Below are 24,397 nucleotides of genomic sequence, written 5' to 3'. Positions count from 1 at the left end.
CTATTCCCCTTCAAAGAAATCTAATTGTTTTGGGGATAATCCCTCATATTGTACACCGAGCATTTTCTGCAACTGTTTTGCATTTTTCGCTGCATCATGCGCAGAGTTATTATTAAACAGCACAAAAACATCCTTCGCCTGCTGTTGTAACGCTACAATATGTTGATGTAATCCCTTTAATTCTTCTTCATTATAATTATACAAAAAACGAGTTTTGCGCCACTCTTCATTATTGCCGGGATTACGCCAGCCATGGACATTGCGACCATGAATACGAACAAGTACACAATCGCTTGTCGCTCTCGGCACGAGTGGCACCGAACCTTCACCAGCTTGCGGCTCGTCACAAACAGTATGGATCAAATTCTCTTGCCGTAAGAAATTTAACGTACTATCCATAAACTTCTCGCTATACCAAGTACGATTTCGAAACTCAATTGCTACAGGAAAATCCTTTAATTGTTGCTTCACATAGCGAATATACGTAACATTTTTCGTTTGGCAATCAAACCATGGAGGGAATTGCACTAAAATCATCGCCAGTTTACCCGCCTGTTGAAAAGATGCCATTGCCTTTTTAAATGTCTCAAACATTTCCTCACGTGTCTCAAAAGGGTTATCCTGCCTCAAATGACCCGTCATTCCTTGATATGCTTTTACAACAAATTGAAAATGCTCAGGCACTTCATCAATCCACTTCTGAACATTGGTTTCAGATGGAATAGAGTAAAATGAAGTATCCACTTCAACAACCGGAAAATGCCCACTATAATCAAATAACTTATCCCGCGCTGTAGACAATGGACTATAAAGAGCCGGATGATCTCCCCATCCAGTTAAACCAATATGTATCATCAAGCATCCCCCACTATCCAAGCATATAGTTCATGATATCATAACCTTCTACTGTCTTAGAACAGATTGAACCAAACCTTTACATTCATTAAACAAAATAAAAAATAGACCTTGAAATTGCTTATTATTGCAAAGTATTTCATGACCTATTCTTATATATATTTTCCCTCTTTCCCCAAATCCGAAATGAGCAATACATTTACTAATCTTAATTTCTCCTCTGCTTTTTTCAGTAAGTTCATCAATAAAAAAGCTTCAGCACCAATTCGAGCCACAATTATAAAACAAGCTTTGACGATATATTGGAGTGGGACTAACAGATAACTAATTATGGTTGTCTGTTTTTCACTATGTACATTCTCCTACCAATTACCTAAAATAGAAACAAAAGGAGTTGTTACATATGGATAATTTATTTATGATTTTATTGTTAGTTAGCATGTTGGCTTTACCTGTTTTTGTTATTATGTCTGTTATTTCGTTCGTAAAGAAGGATGGATTGAAAGGTAAAAAAATGCTGAAATTTAGCGGTATTTCTTTTGCTGCTATAATTGTTACGGCTATAGGTGTTGGAGCTACTGCTGAACCTACAGAAACATCAAACAAGGATAAAGAAAAAGTGGAAACTGTAGCCAAAGTTGAAGAGAAGGTAGAAGAAACCCCCGAAGAAAAGGCTGCACGTGAAGCTAAAGCGGCTGAGGAAAAAGCATTAGCAGAACAGAAAGCAAAAGAGAAAGCGAAGGCGAAAGCTAAAGAGGAAAGTGTCCCTAGAGAATATAAGTCGGCGTTAAAAAAAGCAGAATCCTACGCTAAAACTATGCATATGTCAAAGGAAGGTATTTACGACCAATTAACATCGGAATATGGAGAGAATTTCCCTGTAGAAGCAGCTCAATATGCTATAGATAACATTGTATTTGATTGGAAAGATAATGCATTGAAAAAAGCACAAACATACGCAGAAACTATGAGCATGTCAGATTCGGCTATTTATGACCAATTGATTTCAAAACACGGGGAAAAATTTACCACAGAAGAAGCGCAATACGCCATTGATAATTTAGAATAAGTAATACCCTCCACACTAAATATTGTGGAAGGCACACCAAAGGTCACTCACTGAGTGGCTTTTTATATTTACAATTAAAAATGACCAAGTACTCATCTTTTATGAGCGCTTGGTTATTTGTTTATATGATTAATAATTAATTTTTCTACCTGTGTTTTTAACGCTTGATTAACATAGCGAAATACATCATCATTGCCTGGTCTTGTGACAGTCGGGTCACTGAAATACTCACTTACCTTTTTCATATCTAACAATGAAGAAACCGGTCTTTTATTTGATTTATCACTCTGACATCTCTATAATTAATTACTTTTAATGATATATATATATCTATTTCACTAACATATATTTTACATTTTCATTTTATTTTTTGTAACAATTCAATATTTTCAACTGATGAAACAGCAGAATTCTTATCTAAATATTTTCCCCAAAAACTTGGACACAAAACAATTAAAACAACGTCAGACACGTACTTGTATATCACTGAAAAAATAGAAGAAGACGAACTCAAAAAGTTCGCCTCCTACGTTAAGAACAAAATTTGAATCGGCACGAAATCGGCACAATCGATTTTCTTTACCGATTCAACACCTCGCAAATCCTTATACATCAAGAGTTATCGGACTTTTATCCGATACTACCTTCCATCTCAAACTTGATAAGACGGTTCATTTCTACTGCATATTCCATTGGAAGTTCTTTTGTAAATGGCTCGATGAAGCCCATTACGATCATTTCTGTTGCTTCTTGCTCAGAAACACCGCGGCTCATCAAGTAGAATAATTGCTCTTCAGATACTTTTGAAACTTTTGCTTCATGCTCTAAAGAGATTTGGTCATTCATCACTTCATTGTATGGAATTGTATCAGAAGTAGATTCGTTATCCATGATTAATGTATCGCATTCGATATTCGCACGTGCATTAATCGCTTTTTTACCAAATTTCACTTGTCCACGGTAAGTTACATTACCACCATGTTTAGAAATTGATTTTGAAACGATTGTAGAAGATGTGTTTGGTGCTAAGTGAATCATTTTCGCACCAGTATCTTGGTTTTGACCACGACCTGCAATGGCAATTGATAGAGTCATACCACGAGCACCTTCACCTTTAAGGATACATGCTGGGTATTTCATTGTTACTTTAGAACCGATGTTACCATCAATCCATTCCATTGTAGCGTTAGCATCGCATACTGCACGTTTTGTAACTAGGTTATACACGTTGTTAGCCCAGTTTTGGATTGTTGTATAACGGCAATATGCATCTTTTTTGATGATGATTTCAACAACAGCACTGTGTAGAGAGCTTGTTGTATAAACTGGTGCTGTACAACCTTCTACGTAGTGTACGCTTGCACCTTCATCAACGATAATAAGTGTACGCTCGAATTGACCCATGTTTTCAGAGTTAATACGGAAGTACGCTTGTAGAGGTGTTTCTAATTTCACACCTTTTGGTACGTAGATGAACGAACCACCAGACCATACTGCAGAGTTAAGTGCAGAGAATTTGTTGTCTTGTGATGGAATTGTTTTACCGAAGTACTCTCTGAAAAGATCTTCGTTTTCACGAAGTGCTGAGTCTGTGTCTTTAAAGACAACACCCATATCTTCAAGTTCTTGCTTCATGTTATGGTAAACAACTTCAGATTCGTATTGTGCAGAAACACCCGCAAGGTATTTTTGTTCTGCTTCAGGAATACCTAGTTTATCAAAAGTTTCTTTGATTTCAGCTGGTACTTCATCCCAAGATTTTTGAGTTGCTTCAGATGGTTTTACATAATACGTAATTTCATCGAAGTTTAACTCAGATAGATCGCCACCCCATTGAGGCATTGGTTTTTCATAGAAAATCTCAAGTGATTTTAGACGAAAATCTAACATCCATTGAGGCTCATTTTTTATTTTAGAAATTTCTTTAACGATATCAGCAGTTAAACCACGTTTTGAACGGAAAATAGATACGTCCTTGTCATGGAATCCATACTTGTAATCGCCAATTTCAGGCATTTTTTTAGCCATCGTTTCTCCTCCGTTCAGAGTTCATTAATTATTTATTTTCAGATTCGTCTTGTACGCCTTTTTCCATCGCTTTCCAGGCTAAAGTTGCACACTTAATACGAGCTGGGAATTTTGAAACACCTGAAAGTGCTTCTACATCACCTAAATCGATTGAATCGTCATAGTCTTTTCCAAGCATCATATCAGAGAAAATATGTGCAAGTTTTTGAGCTTCATCTGCTGTTTTTCCTTTGATGATTTGCGTCATCATGGATGCAGAGGACATTGAAATGGAGCATCCTTCTCCATCAAATTTAGCATCTTCAACGATGCCATCATTTACTTGTAAAGTTAAACGGATACGGTCGCCGCAAGTAGGGTTGTTCATATCGATAGTGACATTACTACCTTCAAGAGCTCCTTTGTTTCTTGGCTTTTTGTAGTGATCCATAATAACTGAGCGGTAAAGTTGATCTAAATTATTCAAAGACATCAGCAAAATACTCCTTCGCAGTGCGCAACCCTGCAACAAGACGGTCAATATCTTCCTCGTTATTATAAACATAGAAGCTGGCACGTGCCGTTGCTGTACATTGTAGCCATTTCATCAATGGCTGTGCGCAATGATGCCCAGCACGTACAGCGATACCATTCATATCAAGAACAGTTGCTACATCATGTGGGTGAACATCATCTAAATTAAATGTTACAAGACCTGAGCGTTTAGCAGGATCATGTGGTCCATACATTGTTAGACCTTCAATTGTATGCATTTGGTCCATAGTATAACGCGATAAAGTATGTTCATGTTTTTCGATAGTGTCTAAACCGATTTCTTGAAGGAAATCAATTGCAGCGCCTAAACCAATAGCTCCTGCAATGATAGGTGTACCACCTTCAAATTTCCAAGGTAGTTCCTTCCACGTAGATTCATAAAGTCCTACAAAATCGATCATTTCTCCACCAAATTCAACTGGATCCATATTTTCGAGATGCGCTTTTTTGCCATATAATACACCAATGCCTGTAGGTCCACACATTTTATGTCCAGAAAATGCTAAGAAATCACAGTCTAAATCTTGCACATCTGTTTTAAAATGCGGTACGCCTTGTGCACCATCAACGACTAATACAGCACCATGCTCGTGAGCAATTGCAGCAATTTCTTTAATAGGGTTGATCGTACCTAAAACGTTTGAAGCGAATGTTAATGAAACAATTTTCGTTTTGTCCGTAATTGTTTCACGTACTTTATCTAAAGATAAAGTACCGTCTGACTCTAAATCGATATATTTTAAAGTAGCGCCCTTTTCCTTCGCAAGTTGTTGCCAAGGAATTAGATTAGAATGGTGTTCCATATAAGTAATGACGATTTCATCGCCTTCACCTACATTTGCACGACCGTAGCTTTGAGCTACGATATTGAGCGCTGTAGTAGTCCCTCTTGTGAAGATTATTTCTTCAGTTGACTTAGCATGGATAAATTTACGAACCTTTTCACGAGAGCCTTCATATGAATCAGTTGCTCTGTTCCCGAGTGTGTGAACACCACGGTGAACGTTTGAATTTTCGAATTCGTAATAATTTTTGATTGCTTCAATTACTTGAATTGGCTTTTGAGAAGTTGCGGCACTATCAAGATAAACGAGCGGATGCCCATTAATTTCTTGATTTAGTATTGGAAAATAGCTCCGAATGTCATCTTTGATCATTAGCGAACTTTCCTTTCGATTACCTCCGTCAGTTGCTTTTTAACACCTTCAATAGGTAATTTATTTACAACTGGCGCAAGGAATCCGTGAATTACTAAACGTTCAGCTTCTTCTTTTGAAATACCGCGACTCATTAAGTAATACAATTGAATTGGGTCAACGCGTCCAACAGAAGCTGCATGTCCAGCAGTTACATCATCTTCTTCAATTAATAGTATTGGGTTAGCATCACCACGAGCATTTTCACTAAACATTAGCACGCGTGATTCTTGTACAGCATCTGCTTTTGTAGCACCATGCTCGATTTTACCGATGCCGTTGAAAATAGCACGAGAAGAATCTTTCATAACGCCATGTGTAAGGATATAGCCGTTTGAAGCTTTACCCCAATGTCTAATTTCAGTTGTGAAGTTTTGGCTTTGGTCACCGCGGCCAACAACAACTGATTTACTATCAGCATTTGAACCGTCACCGATTAAATGTGTAATGTTCTCAGAGATTGTGTCGCCGTCATTCATCAGACCAGCAGCCCATTCAATAGTAGCGTCACGATGTAAAATACCGCGGCGGTTAACATAAGTAGTTAAGCCTTTTGCAAGTACATCTACAGCACCGAAAATTACTTTTGCGTTATCGTTAACGATTACTTCAGCAATGATGTTTACCTGTCCAGCTGCTTCTTCGATTGTAGAAAGATAGTTTTCTACATACGTAACTGAACTATTCGCTTCAGCAACAACTAATACATGGTTGAATAATGAAGCATCTGCATTGTCATGTAAGAACACAACTTGTAGTGGTTCTTCAATAACTACGTTTTTCGGTACGTATACGAAGACACCACCGTTAACTAATGCAGCATGTAATGCAGCTAGTTTATGATCATCAGCTTTTACGCCTTCAGTCATATAATATTTTTTCACTAAGTCGCTATGTTCGCGAGCAGCAGTAATAATATCAGTCATAATAACACCTTGTGCTTTTAGCTCTTCAGAAAGTTCAAGATAAGCTGGTGTATTGTTATGTTGGATATAGATATTATGTTGTTTTTCTGCATCTACGATTGATTTCACTTCTTTTGGAAGCTCCTCAAGTGATGCGTATGTTGTACTTTCTACAACATGTGATGGAAATTCTGTGAAATTCCATTTTGAAATATTTGTTTTATCTGGTTTTGGCAATGGTAGCGTTTCTACGTTCGCTAGTGCACTTTCACGAAGCTCTGTTAACCAGCTTGGTTCATTGTTCGCTTCAGAGAAGGAGCGTACGTCTTGAGCGGTTACCGCCAATTTTGTTTCAACCGTCATTCTGCTCGTCCTCCTTCTTATGCTTCTTGTTCAGCAGTTTCTTCGTCTTCAATGCCTAATTCTTGTTTAATCCAGTCATAACCTTCAGCTTCAAGTTTATGAGCTAATTCAGCGCCACCAGATTTCACGACTTTACCTTGCATCATAACGTGTACTTGGTCTGGAGTGATGTAGTTAAGTAGTCGTTGGTAGTGAGTGATCATTAAGCATCCAAAGCCTTCTCCACGCATTTCGTTGATTCCTTTAGAAACAACTTTTAATGCATCGATATCAAGACCAGAGTCAATTTCATCTAAGATAGCAAATTTCGGTTTAATCATCATTAATTGAAGAATTTCGTTACGTTTTTTCTCACCGCCAGAGAAACCTTCATTTAAGTAGCGTTGAGCCATATCTAGATCCATTTCAAGGAATTCCATTTTCTTGTCTAATTCACGGATGAATTTCATCAATGAAATTTCATCGCCTTCTTCACGGCGTGCGTTAATAGCAGAACGTAAGAAGTCAGCATTCGTTACACCTGAAATTTCTGATGGGTACTGCATACCAAGGAAAAGACCAGCTTGAGCGCGTTCGTCTACTTCCATTTCAAGTACATCTTCGCCATCTAACATGATAGAACCTGAAGTTACTTCATATTTTGGATGACCCATAATAGCAGATGCTAATGTAGATTTACCCGTACCATTTGGACCCATGATTGCATGGATTTCGTTTGTATTGAGTGTTAAATTTACACCCTTTAAAATCTCTTTTCCGTCAATTTCGACATGAAGATCTGTGATTACTAATGTTGACATTTCATTACCTCCATTTAAAGTTCAATGAATGGTTACCCATTTCTAATTTAATATCATTCTAATCTTAACTTAAAAAGAAGTGGCTTGCAAATCTTTTGAAACTAATTCTCATTCTCGCTGTAAACAGCTGATATTCAATAGGTTTTTATCTAGTAACCAAGCAATTTTTTGCTATTTATTAAAAATAAATTCATTTTCAATTCAGATACCCTAATTGAGAATCGATTTCACTCCTATCGTAGTGATAACCTTATTTTTCTGTGAATTTATGTATTTCCGACACATTCTATCAACAAATATTATCGTGTCCTGTTTAATTGATTGCTATACATTGATCTTTTTAGCAATAAAAAAAGCCTGTAAACAGGCTTTTTTCGACATTCTATTATTGTGCAATGGCATGTTCTGCTAAATAAGCATGAACACTTTCTGCAACGCCGCGACCTTCTTTAATCGCCCAAACGATTAAACTTTGACCTTTACGTGCATCACCAGCAGCAAATACACCTTCTATATTTGTCGCATAGTTATTAGCTGATGCTGCTATTTTATTATTCGTTACTTTAATACCGAATTGTTCCGGCAGTGCATGTTCTACACCTTCAAAGCCAATTGCGACAAAAACGAATTGTGCAGGCCATATTTTTTCCGTGCCCGCTACTTCTTCAAAATACGTATATCCTTCCTCATTAATAATTTTATTCATTTGGATTGTATGCAATTCTTTCACACGCCCCCCATCATCCGCCACAATTTTCTTTGTCTGGATGCAATACTCTCGTGGATCTTTGCCATACTTTACATCAGCTTCAGCATAAGCATAATCCAATTTATAAATATGAGGATCTGTCGGCCATAAATTATTATCCGCCCGGTTCATCGGTAACTGTGGGTGCTTGCCGAATTGAGCGACGCTATTGCAATTTTGGCGTATTGCTGAAGCGACACAGTCAGCACCTGTATCCCCACCACCAATTACAATTACATCTTTACCCTCTGTATTTAGAAATTGACCATCTACAAAATTTGAATCGAGTAAACTTTTCGTTGTAGAAGTTAAATAGTCCATTGCCAAATGAACCCCTTCTGACTCGCTTCCGTCCATATGGAGTGCACGTTGCTTTGTTGCACCTGTACAAAGAATAACAGCATCATTTTCGGCTTTTAACTGCTCTGCAGTAATATCCTTACCAATCTCAGTGTTTAAGACAAACTCTATTCCTTCCTCCATTAACAGTTGAATCCTACGCTCTACAACTTCCTTTTCAAGTTTCATATTTGGAATACCATACATTAGTAAGCCGCCTGCACGGTCTGCACGTTCATAAATTGTGATAGAGTGTCCTGATTGGTTTAATTGATCCGCTGCAGCAAGTCCTGCAGGGCCAGATCCAATAACAGCTATCCTTTTTCCCGTACGGAACGTTGGAACACGCGGTTGAATCCAGCCATTTTCAAATCCTTTATCTATAATAGTTCGTTCGATACTTTTAATAGCGACTGCAGGGTCTGTAATTGCTAATGTACAAGATCCCTCACAAGGAGCTGGACAAACGCGCCCTGTAAATTCCGGGAAGTTATTTGTGAGTAATAAACGTTCTAGTGCTTCTTGCCATTTGCCGCGATACACTAAATCATTCCACTCTGGGATTACATTATTAATCGGACAACCCGCAGCTGTTCCACGAATTTCAATACCCATATGACAAAATGGCGTACCGCAATCCATACATCTAGCCCCTTGGATTTGAAGAGCTTCATCGGTTAATCTAGAAGCATATTCTTTCCAATTCTTAATGCGCTCTAGTGGTAGTTGTTCCTTCGTTTTTTCTCGATTATATTCCATAAATCCAGTTGGTTTTCCCATCTAGAACTCCTCCTCCATTATTTATTGGAAAGCACTACTGTCTTTTTTTTAGAAGTAGCCAAAAATGCTTTCATTGCCGCATCATCTGCAGATAAACCTTGCGCTTTAAAATCACTAATACGATTGAGCATTTTCTTATAATCTGCTGGTACAACTTTCACGAATTTCGCTACAGATTGTGTCCAATCATTTATAATCGCTTTCGCATAAGAGCTATTTGTATGATGAATATGTTCTTCTAGTAATACATGGACATACGCTGCTTCCTCTTCATTATCTAAATCCTCAAAACCGATTATTTCCATATTACATTTTTCTTTGAAAGACTTTTCATCTTCCACAAGAACGTATGCAATACCACCTGACATCCCTGCCCCAAAGTTTTTACCAACATACCCCAAAATAACGACATGGCCGCCAGTCATATATTCACAACCATGGTCACCGATTCCTTCAACAACGACATCCGCACCACTATTCCGTACTGCAAAGCGTTCTCCAGCTCGGCCATTGATAAATGCTTTACCACTCGTCGCACCGTATAAGCAAACGTTACCAGCAATAACATTTTTCTCGGCAGCGCCCTTAATAGGTGCTTTGACAACGACTTTACCGCCAGATAATCCTTTACCGAAGTAATCGTTCGCATCACCATTTACATACATCGACATCCCATTGGGAATAAATGCACCAAAACTTTGACCAGCTGAACCTGTGAAATATAGAGAAATTGTATCGTCAATCAAACCTTTTTCACCATAACGCTTCGAAATTTCACTACCGATGATTGTACCGACAACACGGTCTGTATTTTTAATCGGATAATGTAGTTCAATAGGTTTTTCATCTGTAATCGCTTTTTCAACTGCTCCAAGAATTTTACGTAAATCAAGTGATTCATCGATATTATGATCTTGCATTACCTGATGTGTGCGAGGTCCTTTTGGTTGGTACAATAAAGCTGAAAGATCTAATTGACCTGCCTTCCAATGAGACAAAGCACGGTCGCTAATTTGTAATACATCTGTGCGACCAATCATCTCTTCCATCGTACGGAAACCTAACATTGACATATGCTCACGTACTTCTTCAGCAACAAATTGCATGAAATTGACTACATGATCGGCAGTCCCCATAAACTTAGCACGAAGTTCTGGATTTTGAGTGGCAATACCGACTGGGCACGTATCCAAATGACACGCTCTCATCATTACACAACCAAGAACGATTAACGGCGCGGTTGCAAAACCAAATTCTTCAGCACCAAGTAAAGCAGCCATTACAACATCTTTCCCTGTCATTAATTTACCGTCTGTTTCTAAAACGACACGATTACGAAGACCGTTTAACATTAAAGTTTGATGCGCTTCCGCAAGACCAAGCTCCCATGGTAATCCTGTATGCTTAATACTCGTTTTTGGCGAAGCACCTGTACCACCGTCATAACCACTAACGACAATAACGTCAGCAGCACCTTTCGCAACACCCGCCGCGATTGTACCGACCCCCGCTTTTGATACAAGCTTCACACTAATACGTGCATGACGATTGGCATTTTTTAAATCATGAATCAGTTCAGCCATATCTTCAATTGAATATATATCATGATGAGGTGGTGGTGAGATTAAACCTACACCTGTAGTCGAACCACGGACATCTGCTACCCATGGATATACTTTATTACCAGGTAATTGACCACCCTCACCCGGCTTAGCCCCTTGTGCCATTTTAATTTGCAGTTCATCTGCATTCACTAAATAATGGCTCTTTACACCGAAACGCCCTGAAGCAATTTGCTTTATTGCACTGCGGCGGTTATCCCCATTAGCATCGACTTCATAACGACTCGGATGTTCTCCGCCTTCACCACTATTACTTTTACCACCTAATCTATTCATTGCAATTGCCAACGTTTCATGCGCTTCCTGACTTAAAGAACCAAATGACATGGCACCAGTTTTAAAGCGTTTGACGATTGATGCAACTGATTCTACCTCTTCTAGCGGAATACGACGATCTGCTTTCTTGAATGAGAATAAATTACGTAAGAAACCAATGCGCTCTTCATTCGCCATTTCAGCATATTGTCTATAAAGTCCAATATCTCCTTTACGCGCTGCCCATTGTAATGTATGAATTGTCTTCGGATTGAAGGCATGATGCTCACCCGTACTTCTCCACTGAAAATCACTACCCGATTGCAATACTTGCTCAGTAGATTGCACGGCTTCGACATGCTTACGAAGGGCCTCTTTCCCGATTGTTTCTAAATCGATACCACTTAATTGCGAAGCTGTACCTGTGAAATATTTTGCAATAACATCTTTACTAATACCTACGGCTTCAAAAATTTGAGCCCCGCGGTAACTTTGAACAGTGGAAATCCCCATTTTAGACATTACTTTGACAACGCCATCTGCAATCGCTTTTGTGTATTTAGCAACAGCCTCATCGTATGTTTGTGTAAGGTGTCCATCTTTAATGGCTTGATGAATTGAAGCAAATGCTAAATATGGGTTAATCGCATCTACGCCGTAGCCAATTAATGCAGCGAAATGATGTACTTCTCGTACTTCTGCCGATTCTACAACAATACTTACCTTCGTACGTTGGCCTGTTCCTACTAAATACTGATGCAAACTACTTGCCGCAAGTAACACGGGTAACGTCGGCGTTTCGGCATGTAAGATACGATCTGATAAGACGAGTAATTGCACGCCATTTGAAATAGCTTCATCCGATTCTTTTGTCAGTCTACTCAAGTTGTTTTCTAAATCTTCAGAAAAATCCAAGTGCAATAGCACACTTTTGAAATAGTCATCGTTATTGGCGATTAATTGCTGCAGCTGACTATTTGTAAGTACAGGAGTGTCCAAAAATATACGGTGACTATTTTTAGCCGTCGGTTGTAGCAAGTCACCTTCCGCACCTAACATCGTCATCGTCGACGTAACAATATGCTCTCGGATCGAATCAATTGGTGGATTCGTTACTTGCGCAAACAGCTGTTTAAAATAATTAAATAATGATTGTGGGCGATCCGATAATACCGCTAACGGTGTATCATTCCCCATTGAACCAATGGGATCTTTCCCCTCAGTTACCATTGGTACAATATATTTGTGAATATCTTCGTAAGTATAGCCATTAACCTTTTGACGGAATAACAAATCCATCATATCCTCTGGCTGATCTTCTTTCGTCTTCACAGTCACAAGGTTTTCTTCTAACCATCGTGCGTATGGCTGACCCCCAGCCATATCTGACTTTAGTTCTTCATCTGAAATAATCCTTCCTTGTTCTAAATCAACAAGCAACATTTTCCCCGGGCTTAAACGTTCTTTATAAGCGACATTTTCTTCCTCTATATCTACTACACCAACTTCTGATGAGAAAATGATGTAGTCATCCTTTGTGACATAATAGCGCGCTGGTCGTAAACCATTACGGTCCAAAATCGCACCAATTTGCTTACCATCTGTAAAGCAAATCGCTGTTGGCCCATCCCAAGGCTCCATTAAACAGCTATGGTACGCATAAAACGCTTTTTTCTCTTCTGAAATATGCGGATTTTCAGTCCATGGTTCTGGTATCATCATCATCGCTGTATGAGCCGGCGTGCGCCCTGCTAAAACGAAAAACTCAAAGGCGTTATCAAGCATCGATGAATCACTACCACTTTGGTCAACAATCGGTAAAAGTTTTTCCAAATCATCCCCAAATGCTTCTGATACAAATTGTTGCTCACGTGCTTTCATCCAGTTAATATTGCCACGTAATGTATTTATTTCCCCGTTATGAATAATATAACGATTTGGATGCGCGCGTTCCCAACTTGGGAATGTGTTCGTGCTATAACGTGAGTGAACTAGTGAAAATGCTGATGTAAAGCGCTCATCTTGCAAATCCATGTAAAACGTATCTACTTCTTGTGGTGTTAGCAAACCTTTGAAAACCATCGTTTGACTTGAAAAGCTTGCGCAATAAAACTTCTTGTCATTTTTTGTTGCCCAGTGCTCTGTTTGCTTTCGTACGAGATACAATTTTCGCTCAAAGGCAAGGGAATCACTGACATTAGCCCCTTTAATAAACACTTGGCGAACAACCGGTGCTGTTTCCTTAGCAGTGTCACTTAAAGGAGCTATGTTGATCGGAACTGTTCTCCAGCCTACTAATTCTTGACCCTCTTCAGCAATCAATTCATTCAACTTATTCTCAATATTTTGTCGTTCATGATCATCTTGAGTGAAAAATAACATCCCGACACCGTAGCGTCCTTTTTCCGGTAACGTCCAATCTGTACAAACGGCTCTGAAAAATGCATCCGGAATTTGCACCATTAAACCGGCACCATCACCCGTTTTGCCGTCGCTGCCTCGACCTGCGCGGTGATCAAGACGACAAAGCATTTCTAGACCCTTCATCACGATGTCATGCGTGGCTTTTCCTTTTAAATGAGCATATAAACCAATACCACAGGCATCATGCTCGAATTGTGGGGAGTATAGTCCCTGTGCTGTTGGAAGTTGATGAAATGCCATGTAAATCCCCCCTCTTCACTTAAAAGTGACTTAAATTTATTTTAGTTTCCCAAATTAATATAAACAATATATAATTTATATATTATTAATCTTAAAATTAGATGAATAGGAGATGACATACGATGGAACTACGCCAATTACGCTATTTTGTCGAGGTTGCGGAGCTCGAACATATTTCAGAGGCTGCTGAAAATTTACATATTGCTCAATCTGCGGTAAGTCGTCAAATTGCCAATTTAGAAGAAGAACTCGGTACAAAACTGTTTGAGCGAGTAGGTCGAAACGTCAAACTAACACCTATTGGTAAAATATTTCTCGAGCATAGCATTGCAGCCTTACAAGCAATCGATTTTGCAAAAAAACAAGTCGATGAATATTTGGATCCCGAAAAAGGAACGATTAAAATCGGCTTCCCTACAAGCTTAGCCAGCTTCTTATTACCAACTGTCATTTCGGCATTTAAAAAGGAACATCCCAATGTATCCTTCCATTTACGCCAAGGCTCATATCGCTATTTGATAAATGCAGTAAAAAATAGAGAGTTAAACTTAGCCTTCCTTGGTCCAGTTCCACAACAGGACGATTCCATCAATACGACCATTTTATTTACTGAAAACATTGCAGCATTATTGCCAGCCACTCACTCATTAGCAAAAAAGGAATCCATTCATTTATCTGATTTACGTAATGAAGATTTCGTCCTTTTCCCTGAAGGCTATATTTTAAATAAAGTTGCTGTTGAAGCTTGTAAGTCTGTTGGGTTCACACCTAAAATCACTACTGAGGGGGAGGATATGGATGCTTTAAAAGGTTTGGTTGCTGCTGGAATTGGCGTAAGCTTGTTACCAGAAAGCACCTTTTATGATTCCACACCTAGACACACTGTAAAGTTACCTATAGCTGCTCCAACATTCACAAGAACAGTCGGTATCATCTCACCTACCAATCGTGAGTTGGCACCTTCTGAACAAGTTTTCTTAACTTTCGTCAACAACTTCTTCTCATTACTGACTCAATTTAAATAAAAATAAGCCTTCCGATTTGCTCGGAAGGCTTATTTCATGTAACAAATATTAGTTTTTCTATTATGCCTTTTCTTTTTGACTAAAACGGTCTACGATCATAGAAAGTGCACCGTCACCAGTTACGTTTGTTGCTGTACCAAAGCTATCTTGTGCAAGGTATAGAGCAATCATTAACGCGACCATTGTTTCATCAAAGCCCAGCATCGATTGAAGAACACCTGTAGCTGCCATTACTGCGCCTCCCGGTACACCAGGTGCTGCAACCATCACAATACCTAACATGAAGATGAAAGGTATCATTTCAGTTAAAGTATAAGCTTGATTATTTAACATCATTACAGCAATTGAACATGTTGTTAATGTGATTGTACTACCTGATAAGTGAATTGTAGCAAATAGCGGAACTGTGAAGCCTGTTACACGTTCTGAAGCACCTGTTTTACGTGCTTGCTTTAATGTTACCGGAATCGTCGCAGCTGACGATTGTGTCCCAAGAGCTGTGAAGTATGCCGGTGCCATTGTTTTTAAAAGATAGAATGGATTTTTCTTATTAATAGCGCCTGCCACTACATATTGTAAAACTAAAATACATAAATGCATAACAATTATAAGTACGAATACTAATGCAAATACTGAAAGAATTTTTGCAACTTGACCAGCGTAAGTCATATTCAAGAAAATACCAAAAATATGGAATGGTAATAGCGGGATAATAATTTTCGAAATTACTTTATCAATGATTACATTAAACTCATCAAAGAATTTCTTCATAACTTCACTATTAATAGCTGCCATCCCAATACCAAGGATGAATGCTAATAATAAAGCCGTCATAACATCCATAAGTGGTGGCATATCAATTTTTACGAATGTTTGTGCCAAAGATTCTTCAGGGTTAGCAAATTTCTCACTACCTGAAGTAGAAATTAAATTAGGTAAAACATTTGACGCTACGAAGAATGCAAAGAATCCAGCGATTAAAGTAGAGAAGTATGCAAAGAAAGTTGCTAATCCCAATAGCTTCCCTGACCCTTTACCTAATTGCGCAATACCTGGTGCAATAAATGCCACGATTAATAATGGTACAACGAAGTTTAAAAAGTTTCCGAATATACCGTTAAATGTTGCGAATATGCGAACGCCATCTTTCGGCATGATAGTCCCCAATAAAGCCGCCAATATAATTGCTACGACAATTTGAGGGAGCAAACCAAACTTGATTTTCATACTTTGTCCTCCTCATAAATACAGTTGTCTTTTTTAGTATAAGGACACTCTATCACACTCATTTAGTAAAGTGAATAGTATATTAATAATCCGAAAGATTGGGTATTTTCTGACTAATTATAATAACATTGTACTATTATATATAAATACTGTTTCTTTATTTAATAATTTAGACTCCCAAAATCTTCTGTTCTTAACTTTTCAATCCTTACATACTACTTATATATTACCATAACAAAAAAACTGCACAAGCTGAATAAACAACTTGGGCAGTTTCAGTATTCTTATTCAGAAACAGGAACGACAGAGCCTTTCCATTCTTTTAAAATGTAATCTTGAATTTCTTCTGAGCGAAGAACTTCAACTAATTTTTTGATAGCTTTGTCGTTTTCATCTTCTTTACGAACAGCGATCACATTCACATATACAGATTCTTTATCTTCTAATGCAATTGAATCTTCCAGCGGGTTAATATCTGCATCAATAGCGAAATTTGAGTTGATCAATACAGCGTCACCTTCGTTATTTTTGTACATTTGTACAAGCATTTCAGGTGCAGTGTTTGCATCAAATTTCAAGTTTTTTGGGTTCTTTGTAATATCTTTAATTTCAGCTGCAGTTTTATCTATACCTTCTTTTAACGTGATAAGGCCTTTCGCTTCAAGTAAAGATAACATACGTCCATGGTCAGAAATCGAGTTACTTAGAAGAACTGTTGCTCCTTTGGGAAGATCTTCGAGTTTTTTATATTTTTTAGAATAGATACCGATTGGTTCGATGTGTACTCCACCAACATTAACGAAATCATAGTTTTTATTCTTTATTTCAAGTTCTAAATAAGGTATATGTTGGAAATAATTAGCATCTAAATCTCCATTTTCAAGATCTTGGTTCGGCAAAACATAGTCTTGATATGTTTGAATATCTAGTTCAATACCTTCTTTTTCAAGTAGTGGTGCTGCTTTTTCTAAAATTTTCGAATGCGGTACGTTAGCTGCACCGATTACTAATTTTTCATCTGATTTACCATCACTGCCACAAGCTGCTAGGCTTAGTGCTAGTACTCCCGTTAGGATTCCTGCTACAAGTTTCTTCATGTTCTTAACTCCCCTTTTATACTGATTAGTTATATATGATCGGTTATACCGTTAAACCCAAATTATCTTTTATCTATTTTCGTTGTAATGAAGTCGCCGATAAATTGAATTACAAATACGACAACTAATATGAGGATTGTTGCAACAAACGTTACATCACTTTGACTTCTTTGGAAGCCGTCCAAGAACGCTAAGGTCCCTAGACCACCTGCTCCAATAACACCTGCCATTGCTGTGTAACCAACAAGTGCAATAGCAGTTACAGTAATACCAGAAACTAAAGCTGGTAATGATTCTGGTATTAGTACCTTACCGATAATTGTAGATGTCTTTGCACCCATAGAACGTGCCGCTTCGATGACACCTTTATCAATTTCTTTCAAAGCGATTAATACCATACGTGCATAAAATGGTGCTGCTCCAATGATTAATGCCGGTAAAGCAGCATTTGGACCACGGATTGAACCTAGTAGTAATTTCGTAAATGGAATTAATAAAATAACTAATATAATGAAAGGAATCGAACGGAAAATGTTCACGATCGAGCCTGTTAACCAACTGACTAATTTGTTTGCCCATAATTGCTGAGGGCTTGTCAAAAATAATAAAATACCTAAAGCTAATCCAATAACAAATGTGAAAACAGTCGCAACACCTGTCATATATAACGTTTCTTGCGTTGCTTCCCACATTTTCTCCCAGTCTACATTCGGAAATAGATCATTCAGCATTTTCGATCACCTCCGTTTTTACTCCATGTTCATTCATGTATGCAACTGCTTTTTGTACATTATCCTTATTGCCATCTAGTTGTACAATGAGCGTGCCATATGGGCCACTCTTCGTTTGTGAAATATTACCGTGTACAATATTCACATCAAGATTAAGCTCACGACTTAAATGTGAGATAACAGGCTGCCCCGTTGAAGAGCCTACAAATAGAAGTTTTACAAGCGTTCCTGATGGATAATTCTTAATAATTTGTCCAATCGATTCTTTACGTTCGTTTGTATCTGTAATTTGAGATACGAAGCGTTTTGTAACGTTCGCTTGTGGTGATTGGAATACTTGTAGAACATCACCGTTTTCTACGACTTGTCCAGCTTCCATTACAGCCACACGATGACAAATTTTGCGGATTACATGCATCTCATGCGTAATAAGAACAACGGTTAATCCTAATTTCTCATTAATATCTACAAGTAAATCTAAAATTGAATCTGTCGTTTCAGGATCAAGTGCTGAAGTTGCTTCATCACAAAGCAAAACTTCTGGGCTATTTGCTAATGCTCTAGCGATACCAACACGTTGTTTTTGACCACCTGAAAGTTGAGAAGGGTATGCTTTTTCTCTACCTTTTAAGCCAACTAGCTCAACTAGTTCTAATACCTTCTTCTGACGCTCCGATTTAGAAACACCTGCAATTTCTAATGGAAACGAGATATTCTCCTCAACTGTACGAGACCAAAGTAAATTGAAATGTTGGAAGATCATACTGATTTTTTGGCGTGCATTACGTAATGCACTTCCTTTAATCGATGAAATTTCCTGACTATTTACAATTACTTTACCAGATGTTGGTTGTTCCAAACCGTTTAATAAGCGAATGAGCGTACTTTTACCTGCTCCACTGTAGCCAATAATGCCGAATATTTCTCCGTTCTCAACAGATAAATTCACATCTTTGACAGCTATTAACTCACCGTTAGCGGTTCTATATTTCTTCGATACATTTTCTAACTGAATCACTGTCATAACCACCTTCAATATCAAATTCACCTCGGCGATTTTGCGCCCTGATTTTTATCGAGTTACTCGATAAATTCCCTAAAAAATCTGTGGCATCCGCCAGAGGCTTTAACTTTATTCAGCCAGGGTTTGCCCACCACTGACTTATATACATCTGTTACATTTATCTCACCACTTATAAAAGTGAAAGACTTCTGCTAAATCAAGTTAAAACTTGAAAGTATGCTTTTTCTGCTAGCATCTTTATGAAACTAAAAAAACCCTTCTGTAGATAAACAGAAGGGTTCAACGCAATTACTATACGTAAAACCGTTCTCTCATCTTCCAAAGTAAATACTTTGTGTGACTTGGCACCATGTCATATAAATATGACGGTTGCCGGGTTTCATCGGGCACTTCCCTCCACCGCTCTTAATAAGAGTAACGACTATATTTAATTAGTTATGACTGATACTTTATCATGCTATGGCTCTAACGTCAATTGTTTTTTCGTAACTTCTCAAATAAATAAGGTACTGATTGAAATGCATAGATTTTATCGCGGATTTTGCCATTCTCTGAAATAATCAAACATGGAACACTTTCCACTTCAAAATCAAACGCTACATCTTGTATATAATTTAAGTTCGCTTTACCAATCGGAATATCACTTACTACATGCTCTACAACGTCCATCATTTTCGATGCAACTGCACAAGTCCCGCATAATGGCGTATATAAATAAAATGCTGTAAGCGAAGACACTTTCATCGTCGTCTCCCATTGTTCACGTGACCATTCTTCCATTTATGTCATTCCTATACTATAAGATATTCTTTATGGACTTTAATATCTGCTGCTAATAAGATTCTTGCTAAATGTCTTCTAGGAGTAGCTTCTACTTGTTTATATGAAGGAGAGGTGTGTAGATGATACGCGTCTGGAAACTCTCTCTTAAAAAGAGCACGGAGCTTATCGCCCGATGCATCCGCATCAAAGAATGCATACATTTCAAAGTCTTCATATGGTGCCAAGATCTCCTCTAATCGACTAGCACTTACCGTTCCATTCGTACAAATTATCGGTATATCCTCTGCTAAAATTGGCGCGATTTTCAACTTATCTTGACGCCCTTCTACGATGATCAGTTTGTTGAAAGTCATAGACAACCTCCTAACAAATACTTATTGTCGCTTACTAAGTTAAAAAAAACGCCGAACAAATGCGCGGCGTTTTAGAGAAACTTATTCTTCGATAATTTCTTCGTATTGTTCTGCAGTCAATAATGCATCTACTTGAGCAGTATCAGCTGGTTCAACAACAACCATCCACGCTTTTTCGTATGGAGATTCGTTAACGAACTCTGGGCTCTCTTCTAGCTCTTCATTAATCTCAATTACTTTACCAGAAATTGGTGCATAAAGTTCTGACACAGTTTTTACAGATTCAACACTGCCGAATGGCTCGTCTGCTACTAATTCGTCTCCAACTTGTGGAAGTTCAACGAATACGATATCGCCTAGTTCTGATTGTGCAAAATGTGTAATACCGATACGTACATTTCCGTCTTCAGTTTTTACCCATTCATGTTCTTCAGAATAGCGTAAGTCTTTTGGTGTGTTCATGAATACCCCTCCAAATATGTAATTACATTCACTTTAAGTTTGACATATTTTGAACGTAAAAACAAGCATATGTCATTGTTATTTCCAGACATCTTCAAAGTCTTTTTCTTTAAATCCTAATGTCACTTTTTTACCATCTGTAACGATTGGACGTTTGATCAGCATACCATCAGAAGCTAATAATTCTAATTGCTCATCCTCCGACATATCTGCAAGACGATCTTTTAGTTGAAGTTCTCTATACTTCATACCTGAAGTGTTGAAAAATTTCTTCAATGGTAAACCACTAGCTTGCCAAATTTGTTTTAACTCTTCTTTAGATAGTGTTTCCTCTACAATATGTTTCGTTGTATAACTTACCCCATTTTCGTCTAACCATGCTTTCGCTTTGCGACAAGTTGTACATTTTGGATATTGAATCAATAAAATCGACATATATATGCTCCTTTTTCTCGAAACTATTTAATTCTATTGTAGTAGGAGTATTATCTACAAGCAAGAAATCCGAACGCAAAAGATGCGTTCGGATTCTCATTAGCTTATTTTAGACAATATATTTTTCAGCATCGATTAGTTTAACGGAAGCTTCACGTTTTTTCGCAATCACATTGTAAGGATTGTTGCGCGTTAATTTGCGAAGTGCAGATAACATCATACGTGCATTATCGCCATCTACAGCAGTAATGATTGTTTCTTTCGCTTCTTTTTCGATTTCTTCAAATGCTTCTTGGCAGAAGATTTGAGTGTATAGTAATTTTTGGCTCGCCTTGTCTAAACCATCACGAGAAATTGCTTTTTCTGTACGTAATACAGTTGATTCCATTGCGAATAATTGATTTGCGATATTCGCAATATTCACTAATAATTCTTGCTCAGCATCTAATTTCGGACCGTATTTTTGTGCAGCAAGACCTGCTGCTAATAGAGCAATTTTCTTCGCATTTTTTACAAGGAATTTTTCTTGTGCTAAAGGTTCATCACCGATTTCTTCAGGCATTAGCATTAATAGCTCTTGTTGCAGGCTCTGAGCTTGTTGCAATAAAGGTAACTCACCTTTCATTGCTCTTTTCATAAATGTGCCTGGTATGATGAAGCGGTTGATTTCATTTGTACCTTCGAAAATACGGTTAATGCGTGAGTCACGGTAAATGCGTTCTACTTCATACTCTTGCATAAATCCATAACCACCATGCAATTGCACTGCCTCATCAGCAATGTAGTCTAGCGTTTCAGAACCGAATATTTTATTAATAGAGCATTCAATTGCATATTCTGCAATCGATGCAGCAATAGCTTTACCATCTTTTTGTTCTTCTTCACTTAATTGGCCCATACGATCTTCGAAATATCCTACTGTACGGTAGATCAAACTTTCAGTTGCATATAGCTTTGAAGCCATCGTTGATAATTTTTCTTTCGTTAAGTTGAAAGATGAAATCGGCGTTTTGAATTGTTGACGTTGGTTTGTGTAAGTAATCGCTAATTCTAATGCACGTTTTGATCCACCAATTGAGCCGACTCCTAATTTGTAACGACCGATGTTCAAAATGTTGAATGCAATGATGTGACCGCGTCCTACTTCGCCAAGTAAGTTTTCAACCGGTACTTGTGCATCCTCTAAAATCAGTGTGCGAGTTGAAGATGATTTAATCCCCATCTTCTTCTCTTCTGCACCGACAGATACACCTGAATAATTGCGTTCTACAATAAATGCTGAGAATTTATCGCCGTCGATTTTCGCATATACTACGAATACATCAGCAAAGCCTGCGTTTGTGATCCATTGTTTTTCACCGTTTAATACATAGTGTGTGCCTTCTGCATTTAATTTTGCAACCGTTTTGGCACCTAGTGCATCTGATCCTGAACCTGGCTCTGTTAATGCATAAGCCGCAATTAATTCACCGGATGCAAGCTTTGGTAAGTACTGCTGTTTTTGCTCTTCATTACCGAATAATACGATTGGCAATGAACCAATTCCAACGTGGGCACCGTGTGTAATCGAGAAGCCCCCAGCTACTGACATTTTCTCAGCAATTAATGCCGATGATACTTTATCTAATCCTAGTCCTTCATATTCTACAGGTACATCGGCAGCTAAAAGGCCCAGCTCCCCTGCCTTTTTCAATAAACGTACTGAATGCTCAAACTCATGATTTTCTAATTTCTCAACAACTGGTAATACTTCATTTTGAACATATTCCTCGGTTGTTTTTGCAATCATTTTATGTTCTTCTGTGAAGTCTTCTGGAGTAAATACGCGGCTTAGCTCCACGTCTTCAGTTAAAAAGCTACCACCTTTAATGATATTCATTGTTTTTTCTGTCATACTAATCCATCCCCTTTTATGTTAATAATTTAAAGAATTTCAAATACGCCAGCAGCTCCCATACCGCCACCGATACACATCGTTACGACACCATATTTTTTGCCTTGGCGTTTTAACTCATGAATTAATTTCAACGTTAAGATTGAACCTGTTGCACCTAGTGGGTGACCTAATGCAATCGCTCCACCATTGACATTTACTTTTTCAAGATTGATACCTAATTCACGGACAACTTGAATTGATTGTGAAGCAAATGCTTCGTTAATTTCCCAAAGATCGATATCTTCAATAGATAGTCCTGCAATTTTCAGCGCTTTTGGTACAGCAACAGTTGGGCCAATACCCATAATTTCCGGTGGCACTCCGCCTACTGCAAAGGATAAAAATTTCGCCATTGGTTTCAATCCTTGTGCTTCAGCCTCTTCACGATCCATAACAAGTACCGCTGCTGCCCCGTCGGAAGTTTGTGATGCATTCCCTGCTGTTACACTACCGGTTACTGAAAACGCTGGGCGTAATTTCGCAAGTGTTTCTGTCGATGTACCAACACGTACACCTTCATCCATATCAAAAGTGAATTTCTTTTCTTGCAACTTATTCCCTGAGTCTACATATTGTTGCACAACTTCTACCGGCACGATTTCATCGACGAATTTACCTTCTTGAATTGCTTTTGCAGCTAGTTCATGTGAACGAACAGCAAAGGCATCTTGATCTTCGCGGCTTACTTCGTATTTCTTCGCCACTTCTTCAGCTGTGTGTCCCATCCCCATATAATATTGCGGGGCAGTTTCTGCTAAAGTTGCATTTGGTCTAATCACATTGCCCATCATTGGCACTAAACTCATTGATTCAATTCCGCCAGCAATAATGGCCTTTGAATGACCAAGCATAATTCGTTCTGCTGCATAGGCAATTGATTGTAAACCTGATGAACAGAAGCGATTTACTGTAACGGCTGGTGTTGTATCTGGTAATCCGGCAAGTGCACCGATATTACGAGCAATATTCATGCCTTGCTCTGCTTCCGGCATAGCACACCCAAGAATTAAATCATCTATTGCTCCCTCATAACCCGCTCTTCGCAATGTTTCTTTCACTACTAATGCTCCAAGATCATCGGGTCTTACAGCTGCTAAAGATCCTTTTTTTGCTTTTCCAATTGGTGTTCTTGCACCTGCTACAATAACGGCTTCACGCATAATAGA

The 24,397-nt window shown here is 38.2% G+C and carries 20 protein-coding genes and 1 riboswitch; of the genes, 2 read left to right on the top strand and 18 right to left on the bottom strand.

The features are described 5' to 3' along the window. Complete coding sequence (locus JFL43_RS15065) at nucleotides 1-855, bottom strand: DUF72 domain-containing protein (protein WP_200749677.1); 855 nt, start codon at nucleotides 853-855, stop codon at nucleotides 1-3. Between the two features lie 403 nt (nucleotides 856-1,258). Here JFL43_RS15065 and JFL43_RS15060 point away from each other — a divergent pair, with 403 nt between their 5' ends. After that, entirely contained in the window at nucleotides 1,259-1,924 is a 666-nt protein-coding gene (locus JFL43_RS15060; protein WP_325166687.1) for an Ltp family lipoprotein, read from the top strand. A gap of 630 nt (nucleotides 1,925-2,554) precedes the next feature. On the opposite strand, the gene sufB is transcribed toward JFL43_RS15060, so the two are convergent. The 7 genes from sufB to gltB form a co-directional block, all read right to left on the bottom strand. Next, a complete protein-coding gene (sufB, locus tag JFL43_RS15055) occupies nucleotides 2,555-3,952 on the bottom strand; it encodes a Fe-S cluster assembly protein SufB (protein WP_100796072.1) in 1,398 nt (465 codons plus the stop codon). Nucleotides 3,953-3,980: 28 nt separating this feature from the next. Continuing rightward, entirely contained in the window at nucleotides 3,981-4,424 is a 444-nt protein-coding gene (gene sufU / locus JFL43_RS15050; protein ID WP_100796071.1) for a Fe-S cluster assembly sulfur transfer protein SufU, read from the bottom strand. Next, nucleotides 4,411-5,643 carry a cysteine desulfurase gene (locus tag JFL43_RS15045; RefSeq protein ID WP_200749676.1) on the bottom strand — a complete coding sequence of 411 codons (1,233 nt, stop codon included), beginning with the start codon at nucleotides 5,641-5,643 and terminating at the stop codon, nucleotides 4,411-4,413. Before JFL43_RS15045 ends, sufU begins: the two co-directional genes overlap by 14 nt. Next, on the bottom strand, nucleotides 5,643-6,950 hold the full coding sequence (gene sufD, locus JFL43_RS15040) for a Fe-S cluster assembly protein SufD (RefSeq protein ID WP_200749675.1): 1,308 nt from the start codon (nucleotides 6,948-6,950) through the stop codon (nucleotides 5,643-5,645). The genes JFL43_RS15045 and sufD overlap by 1 nt, the downstream gene beginning before the upstream one ends. 17 nt (nucleotides 6,951-6,967) lie before the next feature. Beyond that, nucleotides 6,968-7,750 carry a Fe-S cluster assembly ATPase SufC gene (gene sufC, locus JFL43_RS15035; protein WP_100796068.1) on the bottom strand — a complete coding sequence of 261 codons (783 nt, stop codon included), beginning with the start codon at nucleotides 7,748-7,750 and terminating at the stop codon, nucleotides 6,968-6,970. 385 nt (nucleotides 7,751-8,135) lie between these two features. After that, on the bottom strand, nucleotides 8,136-9,617 hold the full coding sequence (locus JFL43_RS15030) for a glutamate synthase subunit beta (RefSeq protein WP_200749674.1): 1,482 nt from the start codon (nucleotides 9,615-9,617) through the stop codon (nucleotides 8,136-8,138). Nucleotides 9,618-9,634: 17 nt separating this feature from the next. Next, on the bottom strand, nucleotides 9,635-14,158 hold the full coding sequence (gltB, locus tag JFL43_RS15025) for a glutamate synthase large subunit (protein WP_200749673.1): 4,524 nt from the start codon (nucleotides 14,156-14,158) through the stop codon (nucleotides 9,635-9,637). 122 nt (nucleotides 14,159-14,280) lie between these two features. On the opposite strand from gltB, the gene JFL43_RS15020 reads away from it, so the two are divergent. After that, on the top strand, nucleotides 14,281-15,183 hold the full coding sequence (locus JFL43_RS15020; protein ID WP_200749672.1) for a LysR family transcriptional regulator: 903 nt from the start codon (nucleotides 14,281-14,283) through the stop codon (nucleotides 15,181-15,183). 60 nt (nucleotides 15,184-15,243) lie between these two features. Here the strand turns inward: JFL43_RS15020 and JFL43_RS15015 are convergent, their stop codons facing one another. The 10 genes from JFL43_RS15015 to JFL43_RS14970 form a co-directional block, all read right to left on the bottom strand. Beyond that, nucleotides 15,244-16,410: a dicarboxylate/amino acid:cation symporter gene (locus tag JFL43_RS15015; protein ID WP_200749671.1), complete on the bottom strand. Its 1,167-nt coding sequence runs from the start codon at nucleotides 16,408-16,410 to the stop codon at nucleotides 15,244-15,246. A 284-nt stretch (nucleotides 16,411-16,694) separates the two neighbouring features. Then, a complete protein-coding gene (locus JFL43_RS15010; protein WP_200749670.1) occupies nucleotides 16,695-17,507 on the bottom strand; it encodes a MetQ/NlpA family ABC transporter substrate-binding protein in 813 nt (270 codons plus the stop codon). A gap of 62 nt (nucleotides 17,508-17,569) precedes the next feature. Next, nucleotides 17,570-18,238, bottom strand: a complete 669-nt coding sequence (locus tag JFL43_RS15005) for a methionine ABC transporter permease (RefSeq protein WP_200749669.1) — start codon at nucleotides 18,236-18,238, stop codon at nucleotides 17,570-17,572. Then, nucleotides 18,228-19,256 (bottom strand): methionine ABC transporter ATP-binding protein, encoded by a 1,029-nt coding sequence (locus tag JFL43_RS15000; protein ID WP_100796061.1) that lies wholly within the window; start codon nucleotides 19,254-19,256, stop codon nucleotides 18,228-18,230. Before JFL43_RS15000 ends, JFL43_RS15005 begins: the two co-directional genes overlap by 11 nt. Nucleotides 19,257-19,570: 314 nt before the next feature. Then, a riboswitch (SAM riboswitch) is annotated at nucleotides 19,571-19,677 on the bottom strand. Nucleotides 19,678-19,733: 56 nt separating this feature from the next. Next, nucleotides 19,734-20,042, bottom strand: a complete 309-nt coding sequence (locus JFL43_RS14995; protein WP_200749668.1) for a thioredoxin family protein — start codon at nucleotides 20,040-20,042, stop codon at nucleotides 19,734-19,736. An 11-nt stretch (nucleotides 20,043-20,053) separates the two neighbouring features. Then, nucleotides 20,054-20,398 carry a toprim domain-containing protein gene (locus JFL43_RS14990; RefSeq protein WP_200749667.1) on the bottom strand — a complete coding sequence of 115 codons (345 nt, stop codon included), beginning with the start codon at nucleotides 20,396-20,398 and terminating at the stop codon, nucleotides 20,054-20,056. Between the two features lie 81 nt (nucleotides 20,399-20,479). Beyond that, nucleotides 20,480-20,860 (bottom strand): glycine cleavage system protein GcvH, encoded by a 381-nt coding sequence (gene gcvH / locus JFL43_RS14985; RefSeq protein WP_100796058.1) that lies wholly within the window; start codon nucleotides 20,858-20,860, stop codon nucleotides 20,480-20,482. A gap of 78 nt (nucleotides 20,861-20,938) precedes the next feature. Further along, a complete protein-coding gene (locus tag JFL43_RS14980) occupies nucleotides 20,939-21,295 on the bottom strand; it encodes an arsenate reductase family protein (protein ID WP_200749666.1) in 357 nt (118 codons plus the stop codon). 109 nt (nucleotides 21,296-21,404) lie between these two features. Then, nucleotides 21,405-23,189 carry an acyl-CoA dehydrogenase family protein gene (locus JFL43_RS14975; RefSeq protein ID WP_200749665.1) on the bottom strand — a complete coding sequence of 595 codons (1,785 nt, stop codon included), beginning with the start codon at nucleotides 23,187-23,189 and terminating at the stop codon, nucleotides 21,405-21,407. Nucleotides 23,190-23,218: 29 nt separating this feature from the next. Then, a complete protein-coding gene (locus JFL43_RS14970; RefSeq protein ID WP_200749664.1) occupies nucleotides 23,219-24,391 on the bottom strand; it encodes an acetyl-CoA C-acetyltransferase in 1,173 nt (390 codons plus the stop codon). Between the last annotated feature and the right edge of the window lie 6 nt (nucleotides 24,392-24,397).

It is taken from the genome of Viridibacillus soli (assembly GCF_016612995.1).
GTDB classification, from domain to species: Bacteria; Bacillota; Bacilli; order Bacillales_A; family Planococcaceae; genus Viridibacillus; species Viridibacillus soli.
Note: the sequence above shows the minus strand (reverse complement) of the source record. Positions and strands in the feature narration are given on the sequence as shown.